The organism is Neglectibacter sp. X4 (genome assembly GCF_009917365.1).
GTDB lineage: Bacteria > Bacillota > Clostridia > Oscillospirales > Acutalibacteraceae > Acutalibacter.
This window is the reverse complement of the sequence record NZ_QWLE01000039.1, coordinates 1-22,086: the sequence shown is the minus strand read 5'-3', so window position 1 is coordinate 22,086 and position 22,086 is coordinate 1. Positions and strand designations below refer to the sequence as shown.

21 protein-coding genes are annotated in these 22,086 nt (G+C 58.9%); 18 read left to right on the top strand and 3 right to left on the bottom strand.

All coding sequences use genetic code 11. The features are described 5' to 3' along the window. Window positions 1–19: 19 nt before the first annotated feature. The 4 genes from D1841_RS19240 to D1841_RS12440 all read left to right on the top strand — a co-directional run bounded on the left by D1841_RS19240 (window position 20) and on the right by D1841_RS12440 (window position 4,437). Window positions 20–1,351, top strand: coding sequence for a GNAT family N-acetyltransferase (locus D1841_RS19240; RefSeq protein ID WP_237076149.1), 1,332 nt, complete (start codon window positions 20–22; stop codon window positions 1,349–1,351). Continuing rightward, complete coding sequence (locus D1841_RS12450; protein WP_160641604.1) at window positions 1,348–2,163, top strand: S24 family peptidase; 816 nt, start codon at window positions 1,348–1,350, stop codon at window positions 2,161–2,163. The genes D1841_RS19240 and D1841_RS12450 overlap by 4 nt, the downstream gene beginning before the upstream one ends. A gap of 189 nt (window positions 2,164–2,352) precedes the next feature. Further along, complete coding sequence (locus D1841_RS12445) at window positions 2,353–3,099, top strand: RNA methyltransferase (RefSeq protein WP_160641605.1); 747 nt, start codon at window positions 2,353–2,355, stop codon at window positions 3,097–3,099. A 3-nt stretch (window positions 3,100–3,102) separates the two neighbouring features. After that, the gene (locus D1841_RS12440; RefSeq protein ID WP_160641606.1) at window positions 3,103–4,437 is read left to right on the top strand and encodes an MATE family efflux transporter; all 1,335 of its coding nucleotides are present in this window, start codon (window positions 3,103–3,105) and stop codon (window positions 4,435–4,437) included. Between the two features lie 333 nt (window positions 4,438–4,770). On the opposite strand, the gene D1841_RS12435 is transcribed toward D1841_RS12440, so the two are convergent. The 3 genes from D1841_RS12435 to acpP form a co-directional block, all read right to left on the bottom strand. Continuing rightward, window positions 4,771–5,181 (bottom strand): glyoxalase/bleomycin resistance/extradiol dioxygenase family protein, encoded by a 411-nt coding sequence (locus tag D1841_RS12435; RefSeq protein WP_160641607.1) that lies wholly within the window; start codon window positions 5,179–5,181, stop codon window positions 4,771–4,773. 89 nt (window positions 5,182–5,270) lie between these two features. After that, window positions 5,271–6,707: a proline--tRNA ligase gene (gene proS / locus D1841_RS12430; RefSeq protein WP_160641608.1), complete on the bottom strand. Its 1,437-nt coding sequence runs from the start codon at window positions 6,705–6,707 to the stop codon at window positions 5,271–5,273. A gap of 471 nt (window positions 6,708–7,178) precedes the next feature. Then, entirely contained in the window at window positions 7,179–7,526 is a 348-nt protein-coding gene (acpP, locus tag D1841_RS12425) for an acyl carrier protein (protein WP_371721870.1), read from the bottom strand. A 97-nt stretch (window positions 7,527–7,623) separates the two neighbouring features. Between acpP and aroE the strand changes: the two genes are divergently transcribed. The 14 genes from aroE to D1841_RS12355 form a co-directional block, all read left to right on the top strand. Then, window positions 7,624–8,508 (top strand): shikimate dehydrogenase, encoded by an 885-nt coding sequence (gene aroE, locus D1841_RS12420; protein WP_160641610.1) that lies wholly within the window; start codon window positions 7,624–7,626, stop codon window positions 8,506–8,508. Beyond that, window positions 8,505–9,011 (top strand): shikimate kinase, encoded by a 507-nt coding sequence (locus tag D1841_RS12415; protein WP_160641611.1) that lies wholly within the window; start codon window positions 8,505–8,507, stop codon window positions 9,009–9,011. Before aroE ends, D1841_RS12415 begins: the two co-directional genes overlap by 4 nt. Before the next feature lie 7 nt (window positions 9,012–9,018). Further along, on the top strand, window positions 9,019–9,864 hold the full coding sequence (locus tag D1841_RS12410) for a hypothetical protein (protein WP_160641612.1): 846 nt from the start codon (window positions 9,019–9,021) through the stop codon (window positions 9,862–9,864). Window positions 9,865–10,266: 402 nt separating this feature from the next. Continuing rightward, window positions 10,267–11,280: a 3-deoxy-7-phosphoheptulonate synthase gene (aroF, locus tag D1841_RS12405; RefSeq protein WP_160641613.1), complete on the top strand. Its 1,014-nt coding sequence runs from the start codon at window positions 10,267–10,269 to the stop codon at window positions 11,278–11,280. Beyond that, a complete protein-coding gene (locus D1841_RS12400) occupies window positions 11,277–12,116 on the top strand; it encodes a prephenate dehydrogenase (protein ID WP_160641614.1) in 840 nt (279 codons plus the stop codon). Before aroF ends, D1841_RS12400 begins: the two co-directional genes overlap by 4 nt. Before the next feature lie 144 nt (window positions 12,117–12,260). Beyond that, window positions 12,261–13,307: a 3-dehydroquinate synthase gene (gene aroB, locus D1841_RS12395; protein WP_160641615.1), complete on the top strand. Its 1,047-nt coding sequence runs from the start codon at window positions 12,261–12,263 to the stop codon at window positions 13,305–13,307. Next, complete coding sequence (gene aroA / locus D1841_RS12390; RefSeq protein ID WP_237076150.1) at window positions 13,304–14,626, top strand: 3-phosphoshikimate 1-carboxyvinyltransferase; 1,323 nt, start codon at window positions 13,304–13,306, stop codon at window positions 14,624–14,626. The genes aroB and aroA overlap by 4 nt, the downstream gene beginning before the upstream one ends. Continuing rightward, window positions 14,607–15,698, top strand: a complete 1,092-nt coding sequence (aroC, locus tag D1841_RS12385; RefSeq protein ID WP_160641616.1) for a chorismate synthase — start codon at window positions 14,607–14,609, stop codon at window positions 15,696–15,698. Before aroA ends, aroC begins: the two co-directional genes overlap by 20 nt. 201 nt (window positions 15,699–15,899) lie before the next feature. Then, window positions 15,900–17,051 (top strand): bifunctional chorismate mutase/prephenate dehydratase, encoded by a 1,152-nt coding sequence (locus tag D1841_RS12380; protein ID WP_160641617.1) that lies wholly within the window; start codon window positions 15,900–15,902, stop codon window positions 17,049–17,051. 140 nt (window positions 17,052–17,191) lie between these two features. Continuing rightward, a complete protein-coding gene (locus D1841_RS12375; RefSeq protein WP_161880015.1) occupies window positions 17,192–17,689 on the top strand; it encodes a GNAT family N-acetyltransferase in 498 nt (165 codons plus the stop codon). Between the two features lie 269 nt (window positions 17,690–17,958). After that, window positions 17,959–18,645: a cell wall hydrolase gene (locus D1841_RS18735; RefSeq protein WP_237076151.1), complete on the top strand. Its 687-nt coding sequence runs from the start codon at window positions 17,959–17,961 to the stop codon at window positions 18,643–18,645. Window positions 18,646–19,204: 559 nt separating this feature from the next. Next, on the top strand, window positions 19,205–19,687 hold the full coding sequence (gene greA / locus D1841_RS12365) for a transcription elongation factor GreA (protein ID WP_160641624.1): 483 nt from the start codon (window positions 19,205–19,207) through the stop codon (window positions 19,685–19,687). A gap of 28 nt (window positions 19,688–19,715) precedes the next feature. Continuing rightward, window positions 19,716–21,221, top strand: a complete 1,506-nt coding sequence (lysS, locus tag D1841_RS12360; protein WP_160641620.1) for a lysine--tRNA ligase — start codon at window positions 19,716–19,718, stop codon at window positions 21,219–21,221. Window positions 21,222–21,910: 689 nt separating this feature from the next. Beyond that, window positions 21,911–22,086 (top strand): ParA family protein (locus D1841_RS12355; RefSeq protein ID WP_166554265.1); only part of this gene is annotated, 176 nt, incomplete at its 3' end.

Sequence of the window (22,086 nt, the reverse complement as noted above, 5' to 3'; positions counted from 1 at the left end):
GTATCGCATGGCGATGGGCATGACATTATATGTAAGCGATTTGGACGGGACGCTGCTGCAACGAAACGAGCGCCTTTCGGAATTTACGGTGTGGGCGCTGAACCATCTCATAGAGCGGGGGATGCATTTCACCTTTGCCACAGCACGATCCAACCATTCGGCAGTGCGGGTAACCCAGGGCCTCACCCGGAACCTGCCGGTCATCGTCTATAACGGGGCCTTCATCCTGGAAGGCCCGGAAGGGAAGCCCCTGTTCCGGGCAGGCTTCACGCCGGAGCAGGCCGCCTGGGTGGAAAAGCAGGCGGAGGCGCTTTCCCTGTGGCCTGTGGTGTACGCCTTTGTGGAGGGCGTGGAGCGGCTTTCCTGGGTGCGGGGGAAGGAAACGCCGGGCCAGGCCTATTACCTGCAAAACCGGGAATGGGACAAGCGCCTGCGGGGGGTATCCTCCCAGGAAGCGCTGTACCAGGGGGAGGCTTTTTACTTCACCTTTATAGGGGAGAGGGAGGCCCTTCTGCCCCTGTATCAGCAGGCGGCGGCACAGCCCTGGCTTACAGCCACCTTCCAGCAGGAACTGTACCGGGAGGAATACTGGCTGGAGCTGATGCCAAAGGAAGCCACCAAGGCCAATGCCGCCAGGAAGCTGAAAGAGCTGCTGGGCTGCGACAGGATGGTAGCCTTTGGAGACGCCATAAACGACCTGCCCTTGTTTGAGGCCGCGGACGTGAAGTGCGCTGTGGCAAACGCGGTGCCAAAGCTGCAAGGGGCGGCCACAGAAATTATCGGCAGCAACGAGGAGGACGGGGTGGCAAAATGGCTGCTTCGGAATGTGGACCTGCCAAAGCCTCCCCAAAAGAAGTTTTCCCTGCGGAGGTTCAGGGAAAGCGATTTGGATGAGGTATACCGCCTGTTTTGGGGCACAGTACACACCGTCTGCCAAATGGAATACACCCGGGAGCAGGTGGAAGCCTGGGCGCTTCCTGTGGAAAAGTGGGACAGAGAGGCGTGGCGCTCCTCCCTTTTGCGCCACTTCGCCCTGGTGGCAGAGGATGAAACAGGCCGGATTATAGGCTTTGCAGACTTAGACGGCGGATATGTAGACAGGCTCTATATCCACCGGGACTTCCAGGGCCGGGGCGCTGCCAAAGCCCTGGCTTCCGCCTTGGAGGAAGAAGCCGGACGGCAGGGGCAGGCCCGGATAACTGTCCATGCTTCCAGGTCGGCCCGGGGCTTTTTTGAAAAGCTGGGATACAGGGCCGTGAAAGACCAGCGGGTAAAGCGCCCGCACCCGGAAACGGGGCAGATGGTAGAGCTTGAAAATACAGTGATGGAAAAGGGGCTGAAACAGGTATGAAGGCTTTTATCTGGATTGTACGGATTCTTCTGGCGCTGGTGCTGCTGGTGCTGCTTGTAGCAGGCGGCGCCCTGCTCTACAGCTCCAGCGTGAAGCAGGAGTCGCCCCCCACCCTTTTGGGCTATGCGCCCTTTACCGTGGCAAACGGGGAAATGACGCCTTCCCTTTACCCCGGGGATTTGGCAATCCTGCGCATGGGAAGCCAGTGCCAGCCCGGAGACATTGTGGCTTTCCAGCAGGATGGGGAACTGCTGCTGCGCCGGATTGTAGGCACCAGCGAGGGCATGTATATCACCCAGCAGGAGGCTTTCGGCCAGCCTGACGTAAACCTGCTGGATCCCGCCCGGGTGGTGGCGGTGTGTGTAACCTTCCTGCCGGGCTGCGGGGCTTTGGCCGCGTTTTTATATTCCCCGGCAGGGCTGGCAGTTCTCGTGGTGCTGGGGCTGGCCCTGCTGCTGGTGCCCATCCTGCTTTCTCGAGGCACAGCCCGGCTGGAAGGCCCCCTGGTAGATTACGGCGGGGAAGACCCCTATGAGGCCCCTGTCTCCCGCGGTTCCAGGGAACAGGCCCGTTTTGCGGAGGACGAGGAGGAAGCCCCTCCGCCCAGGCGGGAAAGCATTCCGCCACGGCGGGAAGGCATTCCGCCCCGTCAGGAAAGCACTGCCCAGGAGAAACCCCTCATCGCCATGCTGGAGGAAAGTCCAGCCGAGCAGCCTGCAAGGCCCCTGCCCTCCAGACAGGAAGGCGCTTCGCCGCGCCAGGAGCGCCCGGCCCCCCGCAGAGGCGGCGGGCACTATAAGCCCCGGCACTGAGGCCATCATAAAACCCGGCAAAAATTCCTGTCCGCCCCAGCCAGCCAGGGGCTTTGCCCCCGGCTGCCCCGGCTCCGCCGGGGGGCGCGCGCCTTTGGCGCCCGCCGCTGGGGCGGCGCTGCCGCTGAGGGTTTCTTTGCAGTTTTTCCAAGCAAGCCCCCATCCCACTTTCAGAAAGGAGGCCCGTCCATGGAACAGCGGGAGCTGCCGAAAAAATATAAGAAGGATTTTCCCCATTCCTATGCCCTCGGCCCTTTTCCCACCTTCGAGCTGCTCTCTCACAGGCCAAAAGCCGTCCGGGCCGTATACTTCCGGGAAGATTTCCGGGAGCGGGAGAAGCTCCTCAGCCGCTGCGAAAAGCTGGGCGTGCCCTGCCTGCTGTGGCCCAGGGCCTTGGAGCGCGTTGCCCAGAAGGAAGCGTGCTATGCCGCCGGGGAGTTCCTGAAATACCCTGGCGCCCTGCAGCCGGGAGCGCCCCACGCGGCCCTGGTGGAGCCAAGCGATATGGGGAACCTGGGCACCATCATGCGCACCCTGCTGGGCTTTGGCGTCCGGAACCTGGCCCTTATCGGCGGCGGGGCGGATTTATGGCACCCCAAGGTGGTGCGGGCCAGCATGGGGGCCTGCTTCCAGTTGGAAACAGAGCGCTTTGAAGATTTCCCCGCCTATCTCCAGGCCCATGGCCAGGGCCGGGAGATCTTCCCCTTCATGCTGGACGGGGGCAGGGTGCTCACCCCGGAAAGCTGCCCCCAGTCCCCCTGCTATACCCTTGTTTTCGGCAACGAGGCCGCCGGCCTGCCTCCCGTATACCAGACCTATGGGCAAAGCCTGTTCATTCCCCAAAGCAGCGCGGTAGATTCCCTGAACCTGGCGGTTTCCGTGGCCATAGGCACATTTTTGTTTACACAGAAAAACCCGGCTGGAATGGAGAAATGAACCATGTTTCAAAAAGATCTGACAAAAGGCCCTGTGTTTCAAACCATGTGTGCCTTTGCCCTGCCCATGATTCTGGGAAACCTTTTGCAGCAGGGCTATAACCTGGTGGACACCTGGGTGGTGGGCCGCTTTGTAGGCCCCGGGGCCTTGGCGGCAGTGGGATCCGCCTTTGCGCTGATGACCTTCCTCACCTCTGTCCTGCTGGGGCTGTGCATGGGCAGCGGGGTGGTGTTTTCCCTGTGCTTTGGCAGCCGGAACCCCCAGCGGCTCCAAAGCAGCATAGCCAGCGCCTTTGCCCTCACAGCAGCCCTGGGGGGCCTGCTCACAGCCTGCGCCCTGCTGGGGGTGGACAGGATTATCCGCTGGATGAATATTCCCGGGGAAATTGCCGCCATGGCCCGGGAATACCTGATCCTGGTGTTCTGGGGCATCCCCGCCATAGCCCTGTATAACTTCTTCGGAGCCTACCTGAAAGCCCTGGGGGATTCTGTGGTGCCCCTGCTGTTCCTGGGCCTGTCCACCGCTCTGAATATCGGCCTGGACATCCTGCTGGTGGCTGTGTGGAGGCAGGGGGCCGCAGGGGCGGCGGCAGCCACAGTAATAGCCCAATACATCTCCGGCATAGGCATCGCCCTGTATACCCTCTGGAAAAACCAGCCCCTGCGCCAAGCTTTCAAAAGCTTCCGGGTGGAAAAAGCGGGGCTGGGGGAAATCGTCCGGTATTCCTTCCTCACCTGCCTGCAGCAGTCGGTCATGAACCTGGGCATCCTCATGGTGCAGGGGCTGGTGAACAGCTTCGGCACCACCGTGATGGCGGCCTTTGCCGCCGGGGTGAAGATAGATTCCTTTGCCTACATGCCCGCCCAGGAATTTGGCAACGCCTTTTCCACCTTCATCGCCCAAAACCGGGGGGCAGGGGAGACGGGGCGCATCAAAAAAGGGGTGCGCTGGGGCGTGCTCACCTCTGTGTCCTATTGCCTGCTGGTTTCCCTGGCCCTGTGGTTCCTGGCAAAGCCCCTGATGCTCATTTTCGTGGACGCCTCCCAAACCGCCATCATCGCCCAGGGTGTCCAGTACCTCCGCATTATCGGGCCGTTTTATTGCGGCATTGGCTGCCTGTTCCTGCTCTATGGGCTGTACCGGGCCTTGGGCCGACCCGCCGTCTCTGTGGTGCTCACAGTCATCTCCCTGGGCACCCGGGTGGCCCTCTCCTATGCCCTTTCCGCCATCCCCGCCTTAGGCGTCATTGGCATCTGGTGGTCAATCCCCATCGGCTGGGCCTTGGCAGATGCCGCCGGCCTGCTCCTGTACCAAAGAACCTGTGTTCACAACCTGTAACCACCATCTGAGCGGCCTTTTTGAAGCCACTCTGTGTTAAATTTTCTTGCAGAGGCGCAAACGTTAGCCTCCGGCTAACGTTTGCCTGCCGAACGCATACATGCGTTTGCGAAATATTTGCCTTGATTGGCTCCAAAAATTCTCGCTCATCTGGCAATTTCGATTATGAATACAGGTTCTAAAAAGCGCCGCCTGCTGTTGGGAGAGCCAGCCTAAACCTGAACACGCGTGCAAAAGCACCCTGGAGGGATTTGCTTTCCTCCAGGGTGCTTTATAGTAAAAGCCTATTCTGTGTTTTGCGTTTGGATGCGTAGGCCAGACTGGCCTGTAGGGTCACTGGAAGCCCGCAGGCTTAAAATCCTCCGGCGGCAGGTGCTGGGGCAGGCTTAGGAACCAGTTCACGCCAAAGCGGTCGGTAACTGTAGCCGCCAGGGGGGACCAGGGCAGTTCCTCCGGCTCCAGCTTCACCTTGCCGCCCGCCTTCAAAAGGGCAAAGGCCCCCTCCAGATCTTCCCGGCAGCTAAAGGTATAGCCCAGTTCAACAGGGTTCCCCCCAGGGGCAGCCGGAGCCTCCACCACAGAAAGGGCAGGCTCGCCATTCTTCATCAGTTCCGAATGGAAGTAACTGCCATCCTCGTTCAAAACGTGATAGCCCAGCTCCAGCCCAAAGGCCTCGCAGTAAAGCTCTGCCGCTTCCACGCTGCCCTTCACATAAATGCCGATGCCAAAATAGGCGGTTGACATAAAAATCGCCATGCGATACAGGACACGCACAAAAAGCTATAAAACGACGGCTTTTTGCGCCCGTACCGTCCCTTTCCTCTATATTTTCACTAATACTGCCTTCCCCAATACACCATGTGCTTTGCGGGCTTGCCGCAGCAGGCGCACACGTCGGAGATATGCTCCTCCTCAAAGGGGATGCAGCGGGACTTCACCCCGCCTGTCTCCTCCTTCAGCTTGTCCTCGCAGGCGGAATCCCCGCACCACATGGCCTTGATAAACCCGGGCTTGTTCTGGGCAATATCCAAAAATTCCTCGTGGTTGTGGGCTGTGAAGGTTTTTTCCTCCATGTTTTTCTGGGCGCGAACCAACATATCCTCGTGGATGGTGTCCAACAGGGATTTTATAACGTCCTCCAGGCCCTCCAGGGATGTGAACTGCTTTTCCCCGGTATCCCTGCGCACCAGCACGCACTGGCCGTTTTCCATGTCCTTCGGCCCGATTTCCAGCCGCAGGGGCACCCCCTGCATCTCATACTGGGCAAACTTCCACCCCGGGGAGTTGTCGCTGTCGTCCAGCTTCACCCGGAACGTCCGGCTCAGTCCGTCGCAGATTTCCTTTGCCTTCTCCAGCACGCCGGGCTTGTGCTGGGCAATGGGCACGATAACCACCTGCACCGGGGCCACCCTGGGGGGCAGCACCAGGCCGTTGTCGTCGCCATGCACCATAATCACCGCGCCGATTAAGCGGGTGCTCATGCCCCAGGAGGTCTGGTAAGGGGCCTGCAGGGAGTTGTCCCGGCCGGTAAACTGGATGCCAAAGGCCTTTGCAAAGCCGTCCCCGAAATAGTGGGTGGTGCCGCCCTGGAGGGCCACGCCGTTATGCATCATAGGCTCCAGGGTATAGCTGGCCTCGGCCCCGGCGAATTTTTCCTTTTCTGTTTTTCTGCCCACCACCGGCGGGATAGCCAGGGTTTCCCGGTACACGTCCTCATAAATTTTCAGCATCTTCAAGGTGAACGCCTGTGCCTCCTCGGCGGTTTCGTGCATGGTGTGGCCCTCCTGCCACAAAAACTCCATGCCCCGCAGGAAAGGCCGGGTGGTTTTTTCCCAGCGCATAACAGAGCACCACTGGTTGTAAAGCTTGGGCAAGTCCCGGTAGGAGTGGATGATTTTCTGATAGTGCTCGCAGAAAAGCACCTCGCTGGTGGGGCGCACATAAAGCGTCTCGGAAAGCTTTTCCCCGCCCCCCTGGGTTACAGCCGCGCACTCGGGGGCAAAGCCGTCAATGTGATCCTTTTCCTTTTGCAGCAGGCTTTCCGGGATAAGCATGGGCATATATACGTTCTGCACCCCGGCCTCCTTAAAGCGCCTGTCCATATCCCGCTGGATGTTCTCCCAGATGGCATAGCCGTAGGGCTGGTACACTATGCAGCCCTTCACGCCGGAATAGTCGGCAAGCTGGGCCTTTTTCACAATGTCCGTATACCACTGGGCAAAATCCACGTCCATAGAAGTGATGTCGTTAACCATTTTTTTCTGTGCCATAAACTTAACAATCCTTTCGCTGACAGCATATAGGAAATATTATAAAGGCACATTCGCGGTTTTGCAAGTGTTTTTGCCCCGCCCCAGCCGCCTGCCCTGCCATTTTTCGGCCTTTTTCTTCCATCCCCGCCAGAAGTATGGTATAATACAGGTGCTTGCCTGCCCCCACACTGGCAAGGAGAGGGGGTGAGGGCCGTGTCAGTTTGTATTGATTTCATCCTTTCCATCGCAGCGAGCGTAGCAGCAAATTACATATACTGCTGCCTCTGCAAGTGGCTTGATGGGAAACGCAAAGGCAAGTAAGCACAGAGCAAAAAAGAACCCCGGAGAGTGCCATCTCCGGGGTTCTTTTTTGAGGGCCATGCCTCATATTGATTTCATCCGTAATCATTATAGCACAGGCACAGCGGTATTGCAAGCCTTATGCAAAAAAGCCCAGGCTCTGGCCCGGGCTGCAGGTTATGCGTATTTTTAGGAATGGGACTCGATGTACTCCACCAGGCTGCCCACAGTCTTGATGTTTTCCACCTCGCCATCCGGGATTTCCACCTCAAACTCGTCCTCAATGGACATGAGCAAATCCACCACGTCCAGGGAATCGGCTCCCAGGTCGTCCTGCAAAGTGGTTTCCGTGGTGATGTTGTCCTCTTCCACGTCAAACTGCTCACTGAGAATCGTCTTGATTTTTTCCAGTACCATACTGTTTACCTCCTGAAAAATTGATGATATACAAAAATTTGTTTCCGGCCGGGTGCCCGGCAGATATGGACAAAACCGGCCCGAATATGATACAATCCATACGCGCGGGCACGCATCCATCTCCTACATTGTATTGACTGCGCCCCGCTTTGTCAACCTTACAGAGAAAATTTTTTGCCTTTCCATAAAAAAATTTCCCAGAAAAGAGGAAAAATCCATGGATGTACAAAAAGCGGCCGTCATCGGCCACCCCATCGGCCACACTATGTCCCCCTTTATCCATAAGCGCCTGTTTGCCCTGTCGGGCATCCCCCTGGAATACCAGGTGCTGGACGTGCCGGATTTGGCGGAAGCCCTGCCGCGGCTTCGGGGCCTCCACTGCTTTAATATCACCATCCCCCACAAAAGCGCCATCCTGCCTTTTTTGGACGAGGTGGATCCGGCAGCCAAAGCTTTTGGCTCTGTGAATACGGTGCAGGTCAGGGACGGAAAACTGATAGGATACACCACCGACGGGGCCGGGTGCCGGAAGGCCCTGGAAAACCATGGCCTGTCCTTTTCCGGCAGCCTGCTGCTGCTGGGAAACGGGGGCGCGGCCCGGGCCATTGCCTTTGAAGCGGCCCAAAGCGTGCAGGATTTTGCCATCACCATCGCCCACCGTCCCGCCGCCCGGGAGAAAGCGGACGCCCTAGCCCGGGAGCTTGCCGCCTTTGCCCGCAGGCGGGGGGATAAAGGCTTCCTTGTCAGAACAGAAACCTATGAGGAGCTTAGGCTGGACGCCTCCCAAAGCTTTGACCTTCTCATAAACTGCACCAGCGTAGGCATGGTTCCCCGCGCCGGGGAAAGCCCTGTGCCGGAAGGGGTGGCGGCCCGGTGCAGGGCTGTGTTCGACGCGGTGTATAACCCCGGGCGCACCCAGCTTCTGCGGTTTGCGGAAAAGGCGGGGGCCAAGGCTGTGGGCGGCATGGAAATGCTGGTATACCAGGCGGTGCAGGCCCATGAAATCTGGTATGGAACCCGGTTTTGCCCGGAGGATATAGAGGCCCTGTGCCGGGACGCTGCAGCGGAAATGGAAAAAACCTTTGGGAGGAATGAAGCATGACCGGCAACATCGTGCTCTGCGGCTTTATGGGCTGCGGCAAAACCAGCGTGGGCAGGCGGGCGGCAAAGCTTTTGGGCCGGGAGCTGTGCGACCTGGACAAATACATCGAGCAGCGGGAAGGCCTGTCCATCACAGAAATTTTTGCCCGTTTCGGAGAGCAGGGCTTCCGGCAGCGGGAGGCCCGGGCCGTAGAGGAGGTGTCCCGGCAGGCGGGGCTGGTGGTGGCAAGCGGCGGGGGCACTGTGCTGTTCCCCCATAACGTAGAGCTTTTCCACCAGAACGGGGCTGTCATCCTCTTTTTAGACGTGCCCCTGCCCGCCCTGCAGGAACGGCTGAAAAATGACAAAAGGCGGCCTCTGCTGCAAAAGCCCAACCGCCGGCAGGTCATTGAGGAGCTTTTCTATCAGCGCGCCCCTTTGTACCGGGCAGCGGCAGACATTACCGTAGACGCGGGCGCGCCCCCTGTGGTGGTGGCAAGGCGCATTGTAAACCTGGGGCTGTGAGGCGCATATGAGGAAAAGATGGATGCGGGGCCTTCTGTGCTGCCTGCTGCTCGCCATGCTCCTGCCCCTTCCCGCCCGGGCGGATATTGGCCCCAAGCCCAGCACCACTGTCACCATCAGCGGCATTTCCGGGGAAAAGGCATATGCCACCCTGCTTTCCGGCGAAAGCCCCTGGGGGCCTTACCAGGCCTGGGACGGGTACAGCAGGAACGAGCGCCTTACAGAGGAGGAGTATGAAATCTGGCAGAAATTCGCCCGCTATGAAGATCCGGACGGCTTTTATTTCCTGCAGGAATACTGGTACTGCACAGACGCCCAGGGCTTCACCTGGGGGTACCATCCCCCGGATGTCTTCAAAATATTGCTTTATTTTCCGGAAACAGGCGCTTTCCTCACAAGCGGCGTTTTAGAGCGCTATGCCTTTGAAAGCTATTTCCACTGCGCTGTTTCCGGCGGCGGGATGCAGGTGCGGGCTTCCTACGATTACAGCCGGGGCCTGTCCCGGGCGGCCCTGCGGGCGGCCCTCACCATCCTGCTGGAAGCGGGGCTGGCCCTCTTGTTCGGATACCGGGAAAACAGGCAGCTTCTCCTCTTTGCCGGCACAAACCTCATCACCCAGGGGCTGCTGTACATTTCCCTGTACCTCATCACTTACTGGAAAGGCCCCTGGGCCTTCTGGTTCTGGTTCGCGGTGCTGGAGCTGGCCGTGTTCACCCTGGAGGCTGCGGTATATTCCCTCCTTATCGGCAGGTGCAGCAGGGAGCGCCAGCCCCCCGGCCGGGCCTGCCGGTATGCCCTTGTGGCAAACCTCCTTTCCTGCGGCCTTGGCATGGCCCTTTCCAGGCTGCCCTAAACGCCCTTGAAAGGCAGTATGTACCGCTTTTCACTCTTTTGAACCGCGCTGCCCATACAGCCCCCTGCAAAAAATTCTTGACAACAGCGCTTTGCAGTAGTAAAATTTAAGAGCAACAAACGCTATAAACGGAAGGAAAACCGCTATGAAGCCCATGCTCACAAAACGATTTAGCCTCTATGCTTACAGCCTGCGATTTACTGCGCGGGCTTTTCGTGCGTGTGCAAAGCTGGGCGGCTGCTTTCCGCCCTGCGCTTAAAAATCCCGGGCTTCACTTGCCGGGGCCTGGGAAGGAATCCGGCGCGGGGAATACAGCGGAAATTTTACGGCAGGGCCCAAAGCGGCCCTGCTTTTTTGTTTGCGGCGCGCTTTGGCCTGCAAACTTAGGAAGGGGAAAATGACATGATTATCGTATTAAAACCAAACCAGGGGCAGGAGCTGGTGGAGTCCTTCATCCGCCGCCTCACCCAAAACTATGACGTGCAGGTGAACACCTGGGTGGGCACCCACAGCACTGTGCTGGGCCTTATCGGCGACACCACCGCCATAGACGACGAATATATCGCCGCCCAGGACGTGGTGGAGGCTGTCCGCCGGGTGCAGGAGCCTTATAAAAAGGCAAACCGGAAGTTCCACCCGGACGATACGGCAGTCACCCTGCCCGGGGGCCGGAAAATCGGCGGGGGCGGCCTGGCGCTTATCGCAGGCCCCTGCTCTGTGGAGAGCCGGGAGCAGATTATCAGCGTGGCGAAAAGCGTGGGGCAGTCCGGGGCGCAGTTTTTGCGGGGCGGCGCCTTCAAGCCCCGCACCAGCCCCTATGCTTTCCAGGGCATGAAAGCCCAGGGCCTGGAACTTCTGCGGGAAGCCAAAAAGGAAACGGGCCTGCCCATTGTCACAGAGATTATGAGCATCGAGCACCTGCCCCTGTTTGAGGATGTGGACGTCATCCAGGTGGGGGCGCGGAACATGCAGAATTTCGAGCTTTTAAAGCAGCTTGGAAAGCTCCACAAGCCCATCCTCCTGAAGCGGGGCCTTGCAAACACCATTGAGGAGCTTTTAATGAGCGCGGAATACATTATGGCGGAGGGCAACGAGCAGGTCATTCTGTGCGAGCGGGGCATCCGCACCTATGAGACCATTACCCGCAACACCCTGGACATCTCCGCCGTGCCTGTCTTAAAGCGGCTGTCCCATCTGCCTGTGGTGGTAGATCCCAGCCATGCCTCAGGGCTTAACTGGCTCATCGAGCCTTTGGCTGTGGCAGCCGCCGCCATCGGGGCCGACGGCCTGATTATCGAGGTGCATAACGACCCCAGCCATGCCCTGTGCGACGGCGCCCAGTCCATCACCCCGGCCCAGTTTGAAAAGCTTGCCCGGAAGGTGACAAAAGTTTCCCAGATGGTGGAAACCTTATGAGCGCTGGCAAGGACATTGTAGTGGTGGGCCTGGGGCTTATCGGCGGATCCATTGCCAAAGCCCTGAAGCAGCGCACCAGCCACCGGGTTTACGGCATAGACAGGGATGAAGGCGCTTTGCTGGACGCCTGCTCCTGCGGGGCCATAGACGGCAAAGCAGGGCCTGCGGAGCTTGCCCGGGCAGACGTGGTGTACCTGTGCGTATACCCCCAGGGGGCCTTGGCCTTTATGGAGGCCCATGGAAGCGCCCTGAAGGAAAACTGCATTGTCACAGACGCCTGCGGCATAAAAGCCGCGGTGTGCGCGGGCATGGAGAAGCTGGCCCATAAGGGCAGATACGTTTTCGTAGCCGGGCACCCCATGGCGGGCAAGGAGAAAAGCGGCTTTGCCGCAAGCGATCCCAGCATCTTTATGGGCGCTTCCTATCTCATCGCCCCCTGCGCCGCCCCGGAATGGGCGGTGGGGGAGGTGGAGGCTTTAGCCCTCTCCATGGGCTTCGGGCAGATTGTCCGCACCACCCCGGAGCACCACGACAGGATGATAGCCTACACCTCCCAGGTGCCCCACGTGCTGGCCTGCGCCTATGTGCTCAGCCCCCGGTGCAAAGACCACAGGGGCTTTTCCGCCGGCAGCTACCGGGACGTTTCCCGGGTGGCAGATATTAACCACGCCCTGTGGACAAGGCTTTTCCTGGACAACCGGGAACCCCTCACAGAAGAGCTTGACCAGCTTATAGGCGACCTGAGCCGCTTGCGGCAGGCCATCGCGGCAGGGGAGGAGGAGCCTCTGCAGGCCCTCCTGCGCAAAGCCGGGGACGCAAAGCGAGAGAACGGCTGACCGTCCCCCGGACGGCGCGCTTCCTCCCCCTGCGGGGCAAGAAGCGCGGGGGCAAGCCCCCTAAAACCGGCCGCGCCGGTTTTGCCGTCCGGGCAAAGGTGAGGCAACTGCCCAGAGACAAATCCAAAAGGAGTGAAAAGCCACATGACTATAGACGTGCGGACAGACAGGCCCTACCGGGTCACCATAGAGCCGGGAGTCCTGGGCCGGATTGGGGAAATTGCCGCCCGGCACAAAAAGCCCGGCACAAAGGCCATGATCGTCAGCGAAACAAACGTGTTCCCCCTGTACGGGGAGCGGGCGAAGGCCTCCCTGGAGCAGGCGGGCTTTCAGGTGTCTGCCTTCGTGTTCCCCGCCGGGGAGGAGCACAAGCAGATAAGCACCATCTGTGACATGTACAAGGCCCTGTCGGAAGCGGGCTTCACCCGCACAGACTTCATCGTTACCCTGGGCGGCGGCGTCACCGGGGATATGGGAGGCTTTGCCGCCGCCACCTTCCTGCGGGGCATAGACTTTTTCCAGGTGCCCACCTCCCTTTTGTCCATGGTGGACGCAAGCGTGGGGGGCAAAACCGGGGTAGACCTGCCCTTCGGCAAAAACCTGGTGGGGGCCTTCCACCAGCCCATGGCTGTGGCGGCAGATACGGAAGCCCTGCGCACTCTGCCGGACTATTTTTTCCGGGACGGCATGGGAGAGCTTATCAAGCACGGCTGCATTGCGGATAAACAGCTTTTTGCGGATTTGCAGGCAGGCGCGGCCCTTCACAGCCTGGAGGAGGTTATCGGCCGTTCCGTTGCCATCAAGCGGGATTTTGTGGAAGCCGATACCCGGGACACAGGCCGGCGCATGATTTTAAATTTCGGCCACACCTTCGGCCACGCCCTGGAAAAGCTCCACAACTTTAAAGGCCTGGCCCATGGGGAAGCAGTGGGCGTCGGCATGGTGATGGCCTGCCGGGCCGGGGAAAGCCTGGGTGTCACACAGCCGGGCACAGCGGAACAGGTGCGGGCAGTCCTTGCCCAGTATGGCCTGCCCACTGAGGATGCCTTCACAGCGGAGCAGGTGGTGGAGGCCACAGCCCTGGACAAAAAAAGCGACGGGGACACCCTGCGGCTCATCCTGCTTACGGAAATAGGGAAAAGCGTCATCTATCCCATCACCCGCAAGGCGCTTTTGGAGGCGCTGGTATGAAAGGGGGAAAAGCCATGTACCAGGTTGTATACGGCCCCGGGTTTTCCGGGGGCAGCGTGGTGATGCCCCCCAGCAAGAGCGCTGCCCACAGGGCGCTGCTCTGTGCCGGGCTTTCCGGAGGACGGTGCCTGCTTTCCAATATGGCTGTCAGCGAGGATATCGCCGCCACCATGGAGGCCTTAAAGGCCTTGGGCTGCGCCGTAGGGCACAACCCTTCCGCAAAAACCATGTTGGTGGAAAAAACGTCCCCCTGCCCTAAGGAAGGGGAAATCCATTGCCGGGAGTCCGGCGGGCTTTTGCGGTTTATCATCCCCATCGCCGCCGCCCTGGGGGGCCGCTGGCGCTTTACAGGCAGCGGAAGGCTTCCCCAGCGGCCCTTGGGGGTATATGGGGATTTGCTCCCCGCCCACGGGGTGTCTTTTGCCACAGAGGGAGGCCTGCCCCTGGAAATAGAGGGGCAGCTTGCCCCGGGCCTTTTCGAGCTGCCCGGGGACATCAGCTCCCAGTTTGTCACAGGCCTGCTCTTTGCCCTGCCCCTGCTTCCCGGGGACAGCGAAATCCGCCTCACCTCCCCCCTGGAGTCTGTAGGCTATGTGGACATGACCTTGGCGGTGCTCCAGGACTTCGGGGTGAAAACCGAGAAAACAGAACAGGGCTGGCGCGTCCCCGGCAGGCAGCAGTACCTCCCCCGGGACTACCATGTGGAGGGGGACTGGTCCCAGGCCGCCTTCTTCCTCAATATGGCGGCCCTGTCCCCCCAGGGCGCCCAGGTGCGCATAGGGGGCCTTTCCCCCCATTCCCTTCAGGGGGACATGGCCTGCGTGGAAGTGTTCGGCTCCTTTGGCCTTCACACCCATTGGGAGGAGGGCTGGCTCATCGCTCAAAACCTGCACCCGGAAAAGCCTTTCGGGGGCCTTACAGGCCAAAGGGTAGACATGGCCCAGATTACAGACATGGCCCCGGCCCTGTCCGTCTGCGCCGCCTTAAGCGGCGGGGAAACCCGGCTGGTAAACGCGGGCCGCCTGCGCTTAAAAGAAAGCGACCGCCTTGCCGCCATGGAGGAGGCTGTCAACGCCCTGGGGGGCCGCGCCAAGGCAGAGGAGGACGCGCTTATCATCCAGGGGGTCCAGCGCCTTGCAGGTGGCACAGCCCAGGGCCATAACGATCACCGGGTGCTGATGGCCTTTGCCGGGGCGGGCCTTCGCAGCAGCGCCCCTGTGCAGGTGACAGACGCCTGGGCCGTGCGGAAAACGTACCCGGATTTTTACGATGATTTTGCAAAGTTGGGAGGGAACGCCCATGTCGTCCAGTTGGGGTGAAAGAATCAGAATCAGCATTTTCGGGGGCAGCCACACCCAGGCCATCGGGGTGAACATCGACGGCCTGCCCGCCGGGGAGGAAATCAGCCTGGAGGGGCTGCTGGCCCAGATGGCCCGCCGGGCGCCGGGGCAGGATCCCACCGCCACCACCCGCAAGGAGCCGGATGCCCCGGAAATCCTCTGCGGCCTCTTAAACGGCGTAACCACAGGGGCGCCCCTGTGCGCCGTCATCCAAAACACCAGCCAGCGGTCTAAAGACTACGAAAACCTCCGCCTGCGCCCCCGCCCCGGCCACGCGGATTTCACAGCCTCTGTGCGCTATAAAGGCTTTCACGATATCCGGGGCGGTGGGCATTTTTCCGGCAGGCTCACAGCGCCCCTGGTGTTGGCAGGGGCTGTGGCCCGGCAGATTCTGGCCCGGCGGGGCATTCTGGCAGGCTCCCATGTGCAGATGATAGCCGGGGTTACGGACACGCCCTTTGACCCGGTGGAGGTGCCGGGAAAGCTTTTAAAGCGCTTAAATGGGGATTATTTCCCGGTCATTGATGCCGCCGCCAAAGAAGCCATGCGGGCAAAAATTGAGGAAGCCCGCATGAGCCAGGACAGCGTGGGGGGCGTGGTGGAGTGCGCCGTCACAGGCCTGCCTGCCGGGGCGGGGAACCCCATGTTCGGCGGGGCGGAAAACCTGTTTTCCTCCATTCTGTTCGGCATCCCGGCTGTAAAAGGGGTGGAGTTTGGGGCGGGCTTCTCCGCCGCGTCCCTGCGGGGCAGCGAAAATAACGATCCCTTTTATTATGACAGCTACGGCAGGGTGAGAACCAGCCAAAACAATGCCGGCGGGATTTTAGGCGGCATCACCACAGGCATGCCCCTCATCTTCCGGGCGGCCTTCAAGCCCACCCCCTCTATCGCCCAGGAGCAGGACACCGTAAACCTGCAAACCCATGAAAACGAAAAGCTGGCGGTCACCGGGCGGCATGATCCCTGCATTGTGCCCCGGGCCGCCCCTGTGGTGGAAGCGGCGGCCTGCCTTGCCTCCCTGGAGCTTTTAGCCCAAAGCGGCCTGCTGTAGCCAGCGCTCCCGCCGGGGCCGAAGCAGCATAGCTGCTTCGCGCCCTTCGGGACGCGGCCCTTTCTTCCAAGGAAGAAAGGCCCCGCCCCGGCGGGAAGTGATGCGCCCCGGCGGAAAGATCCTGCGCCCCGGCGGGAAACTCTTAAAAACACAAAGAAAGGAGCGGTGCAGGGCACAAGCCTGTACCGCGTGACAATACATATGGAAAAAGACGGATATCAGGAAAAGCTTTTAGAAATCCGGGGGGAAATAGACGCCATAGACGAAAAACTCCTCCCCCTGTTTTTGCAGCGGATGAACTGCTCCGAGCGGGTGGCGGAAATCAAGCGGGGGGCAGGCATCCCCGTATATGCCCCTAAGCGGGAGCAGGAAATTTTAGACCGGGTGGCGGAAAAGGCCGGGGCATACGGGCCTAGCGCCAAGGCACTGTACAGCGCCATGATGGCAGTCAGCCGTGCCAGGCAGCACCAGCTTCTGGAAGGCGGGGAGGAACTGCGCAGGCTGGAGAAAACAGCCCGCCGCACCCTGCCCGCTCCCAGCCGGGTGGTGTGCCAGGGGGTGGAAGGGGCCTATTCCCACAAGGCGGCAAACATGCTGTATCCCCAGGCGCCCATCGCCTTTGTGCCGGACTTCCGGCAGGTGTTCGCGGCGGTGGAGGAAGAGCCGGAGTCCCTGGGGGTGCTGCCGGTGGAGAACTCTGCCGCGGGCAGCGTTACCGCTGTCTACGACCTGATTTTGCAGTACCGCTTTTATATTGTAGGCGCTGTGGACGTGAAGGTGGAGCACTGCCTGGCCGCCGCCGGGGAAGGCCCTGTCCGCCGGGTGGTGTCACACCCCCAGGGGCTTTCCCAGTGCGGGGAGTATATCAAGGCTCACGGCCTGGAGACGGTGGAATATTCCAACACAGCCGCAGCGGCCCAGTTTGTGGCCCAGGAGCGCCCTGCTGGCACTGCCGCCATCTGCTCGGAGGAAGCGGCGGAGAAATACGGCCTGAAAATCCTGGAGCGGGGCATCCAGAACGAGAAAAACAATACCACCCGCTTTGTGGTCATCTCCAAGGAACCCCTGCTTCCCGAGGATGCCACGAAAATCAGCCTGTGCTTCTCCCTGCCCCACACCACAGGATCTTTGTATAATGTGCTGGAACGCTTTGCGGTGTGCGGCCTGAACCTGACGAAGATAGAGTCCCGGCCCATTCCCGGCTCTGCCTTTGAGTATGATTTTTATCTGGACTTCACCGGCTGCCTCCACCACCCCCAGACCCTCGCCCTCATCTGCGCCCTGCACGACGAGCTGCCCCGGTTTTCCTTCCTGGGAAACTATGACGAGCGGCAGGCAGCGGGAGAGGCATGACAGGAATATTTCAGTGGTAACAAAACGGTTAAAAAGCGGCAGAAATTCCTGCTTTTTCGCCGGATTTTACCTGTATTCACAGTTTGTTCATAAAAACTTACACATACATACTATGAAAAGGGATGGTTTATTTGAGCATTATGCTGCAAAAAGTGGAAAGCCAGGAGCAGATTGATACCCTGTGCCGGATAGCGGACAGGGTGTGGCACCTGACCTATGACGCACTGCTGCCCCAGGGCCAGGTGGATTACATGCTGGACAAGTTCCAGTCTGACCATGCGGTGAAGGAGCAGATGGCGCACCAAAATTACCAGTATTACCTGATGTGCTGCAATGGCGAAAGCGCCGGGTTTGTCGGCTTTGCCCCCCGGTATGAAGGGCGGGAGGAGATGTTTTTAAGCAAGGTATACCTGCTGCCGGAATACCGGGGCCAGGGAGCTGTGGGCAAGGCCCTGGCCTTTGTGGAGGAGCAGGCCCGAAAGGAAGGGCTGCCCGCTATCCGCCTTACAGTAAACAAAGAGAATACCCATGCCTTTGAGGTATACCGCCACTATGGCTTCCAGGTGGCGGACAAGGTGGAAACAGACATTGGCGGCGGCTATGTGATGGACGATTTCATCATGGTAAAGACGCTGTAACAGGCGCTTGGGGAAAAGCTGGCGCTTGTTGGGCGAACCAGCGGGAAGAAAGGGGAGGAGGGCGGTTCCTGCCGGGAAATAAGCGGCAAAAGGCCGGGAAATAGCTTTTAAGATTACACATTTGACATTTTTTGGGGCGGCGCTTCGGTATAATGGCGGGTAGACCCGGCCGAGGGGCGCGCCAAAAAAATTTGGCGGGGCTGCATAGAACTGGCAGAATCTGCCAATACCCAGGTCGGGCAAACTTTTCCAAAAGGAGGTTCGATCGTTTGAAGAAGCTATTTCCTTCCCTTTTGCTGGCGGCCTTGATCCTTTGGCCCCTGGGAGGCGGCCTGCACGCCTCTGCCGCAGGGCTTACCGACCACATTACGGTGAAAAGCTATGACCCCAATGTGGACTACCTGGCGGCTATAAACCGGGCCTTAAAGGACGGCGGGACATATGCCATGCAGGTGGGGGCCATCTATGAGCAGCAGCGGAACCTGAAGATTTCCAGCTTGAAGCTGCCCCAGAAGCAGACCAGCTATTTCTCCACCTACACCACAGCGGCGGAAATCCTGGCGGCTATTGAGGCGGACAGCAAGCCTAAGTATACGGAAGAGGACTTGGATCTGCTGGCCCGGATTATCAATGCCGAGGCAGGCTGCACCTGGATTCCCGACTGGGTGCAGAGGTGCGTGGGCAGTGTGGTGCTTAACCGGGTGAAAAGCCCCCTTTTCCCCAACACCATCCGGGGGGTTATCTATCAGCCAGGGCAGTATCCTCCTGCTTATAACGGCATGATAAACCGCAAGCCTGACGCCCGCACCATTGCAAACGCCAAATACCTGCTGGAGAACGGCAGCATAACCCCGGCAAACGTGACAGGCCAAAACGGCGTCATTACCGGCAGCGGCCTGTATAAAAGCTATTACGACAGCATTTTAGGCACCACCATCTATTTCTGTTATACGTGATTTCCCGGCGCCCCATGCCCCTGTGGCAGGGGCGCTTTTTGCCTGGAGCGGCTTTGCCTCCGGCGCAAGGCCGTGGGACGCTGTCCCACACCCTGCAAACCTTTTTGAAAAAAGGTTTGATCTAAAAACCAAGTTTTTGTGAATTGAAAAATTTTGATTGTGCATTTCACCGGAGGACGTAAAGCAATAAAGTACAAAAAAATTTAATAAAATTAGGGCCAGCCTTTCCCGCAGGGAGCGGTTCCCTTTTTAAGGGGTTGGGGGCAAAGCCCCAAGGCTTTAGGCCGGAGGCATAAAAAGCGCGATTTCGGCGCTCCAAGAAGGGCATTTTCCATTGACAAAGGCGGCCCAAATGCAGTATAATATAGACCATTGTGATGTACCGCAGGCCCCGCTTTTTTCCTCCCCCGCCTGGGGGAGGAAAAAATATACGGAAAACCCGGTGCAGTTTCTATGCTGGAAAGCAGGCCAGTGTGAAAAATATGAAGAAAGGAACGGTGCCGGGCGCAGAAAGCGGGTTTCCCTTTTTGCGGGCGTCCTGCGCCGTATGGCGGTTGACATGGCAGAGAAGCAGTTTTTTGTGACAGAGGAGGGCTTGGCGGCCCTGGAAAAAGAGCTGGAATATTTAAAGACTGTGCGGCGCAGGGAAGTGGCTGAAAAAATAAAGGTGGCCCTTTCCTTTGGCGACCTTTCGGAAAACAGCGAATATGACGAGGCGAAAAATGACCAGGCCATTATGGAGGCCCGCATTGCCGACGTGGAGGTTATGCTGAAAAACGCGGTGGTCATTGACGAAAGCGAGCTGAGCAACGAGACAGTGCATATCGGCTCTAAAATAGAGGTGGCTGTGGTGACAGCCACCGGCAAGAAGGCCACCAAGGAGTATAAAATTGTAGGCTCTAACGAGGCCGATCCCAGGGGCGGCAAGATTTCCGACGAATCCGCTGTGGGCAAGGCTTTGCTGGGGGCGGCAGTGGGCCAGACGGTGGAGGTGGAAACGCCGGCAGGCTTCTCCACCTATACGGTGGTAACGATTTCTTGAGCAGAAAACAGGAAAGGAAGTGCAGGGAGTGGCAGAACAGAACACCCAGGCGCCTCAGGCAGAGGGCGGCCAGGACTTAAAGGAAATTTTGCAGATCCGCAGGAACAAGCTTTTCGCCATGCAGGAGCAGGGCCGGGATCCTTATCAGAACGTCACCTTTGACGCGGGGCAGAAGGCCCGGGAGATTGCGGAGAACTTTGAGGAGCTGGAAGGGAAAAAGGTGTCTGTGGCCGGGCGGATTATGAGCCGCCGGGGCATGGGCAAGGCTTCCTTTATGGACTTGCGGGACGTGTCCGGGCAGGTGCAGATTTACGCGAAAATTGACGTGATGGGGGAGGAGCCTTACAAAACCTTTATGGCCTCCCTGGACATCGGCGACATTGTAGGCGTGGAGGGAGAGGCTTTCCGCACCAAGCGCGGGGAGATTTCTGTGAAGGCGGACAGCATTACCATCCTTTCCAAGGCGCTGCTGCCTTTGCCGGAGAAGTATCACGGCCTGCGGGATACAGACGCCAGATACCGCCAGCGGTATCTGGATCTCATTATGAACCCTGAGGTGCGGGATGTATTTACCAAGCGCTCGAAAATTATCAGCGCTGTGCGGGAGTATCTGGACGGCAAAGCCTTTTTGGAGGTGGAAACCCCTGTGCTCCACACCCAGGCAGGCGGGGCCGCCGCAAGGCCCTTTATCACCCACCACAATACCTTAGACTTGGACATGTATCTGCGCATTGCCCTGGAGCTGCACCTGAAGCGGCTGATTGTAGGGGGCTTTGAGAGGGTGTATGAAATTGGGCGGAACTTCCGCAACGAAGGCATGGACACCCGGCACAATCCGGAGTTCACCATGCTGGAGCTGTATCAGGCATACACCGACTTTAACGGCATGATGGACATTACGGAGGATCTCATCCGCACTGTGGCCCACAAAGTGCTGGGCACCGGCAAGGTGGAGCGGGACGGGGTGGAAATTGACCTGGACAAGCCCTTTACCCGCATCAGCATGGTGGAGGCGGTGAAGCAGTATGCCGGGGTGGACTTTGCCCAGGTGGAAACCCTGGAGCAGGCAAGGGAGCTTGCAAAAGAGCACCACATTGCCTTTGAGCAGCGGCACCGCAAGGGGGACATTCTGAACCTGTTCTTTGAGGAATACTGCGAAGAAAAGCTGGTGCAGCCCACCTTCCTGACAGGCCATCCGGTGGATATTTCGCCTTTGGCCAAGAAGGATCCGGAGAACCCGGAATATACCCAGCGGTTCGAGCTGTTCATCTGCGGCGGCGAATACGCCAACGCTTTCAGCGAGCTTAACGATCCCATTGACCAGCGGGAGCGCTTTGAGGCCCAGGCCGCCCAGAAGGCCGCTGGGGACGATGAGGCCTGCGACGTGGACGAGGATTTCCTGACGGCGCTGGAATATGGTATGCCGCCTACAGGGGGCATGGGCATGGGCATCGACCGCCTGGTGATGCTGCTGACCGGCGCGCAGTCTATTAGGGACGTGTTGCTGTTCCCCACCATGAAACCTTTGGACTGAGTAAGCCTTTATAAGTCTGTATGCGTGAGCTGGTAAGAGCAGATAAGAGGTCATACGCCAGCAGATTACGCCAATTCACGCCTAACTTACTCCAAAATGTGTTCGGAACTTATGCGATTTTCCGCAAGTTCACGCCACTTCACAGGTGTTCTTACTTACCCCACTGAGATTCGCTCTCGGTGGGGTTTTTCTTTTGCTCCCGTTTTACTTCGAGGGAAGTAAGGCGGGAGTTTTTTTGCTGCCCGAAAAATTTTTTTCAAAAGGGGGTTAAAAAATGAGCCTTTTCGTTGCTGTTGTGGGGTGTGAGGCAAAACACCTCACGAGTTCTTTGAAAACTGAATACACATTCATCAGGTTGTTCCTGAGCGGAGGGGAAACCCTCAGCCGTATGAAAGTGCGCCATGATCCTCCTGCCCCTACGGGTAAATGCGGAAAGCAAGGAGGGAGAGCGAAGCCGAACTGTTCTGAAATATCCGGTTGCTACGGATAAGGCGATGAAACGCATCAGGGTTAATGATACTTCCCTACGGGGCTGGCGGAGAACCCGGCAGAGGTGAGATTCCTATGGACTCGGTTAGCAGCCGAGCGCCTGATGACTTCCCATTGTGCTTGGGGCGTCGAGGACAAATAAAGCACATTACATAGCTGCCAAAAGCGGCTATGAATCTAAGAGAAAGGAGGTAAGCCGAATGAGCGACTGCAAAACCATCGCCATCTGCAATCAGAAGGGTGGAGTTGGCAAGACCACTACGGCGGTCAACTTGGGCATCGGGCTTGCCATGAACGGCAAGAAGGTCTTACTCGTTGACGCAGATCCACAGGGCGACCTTACCACCTGTCTTGGCTGGCAGGATACAGACGCTAT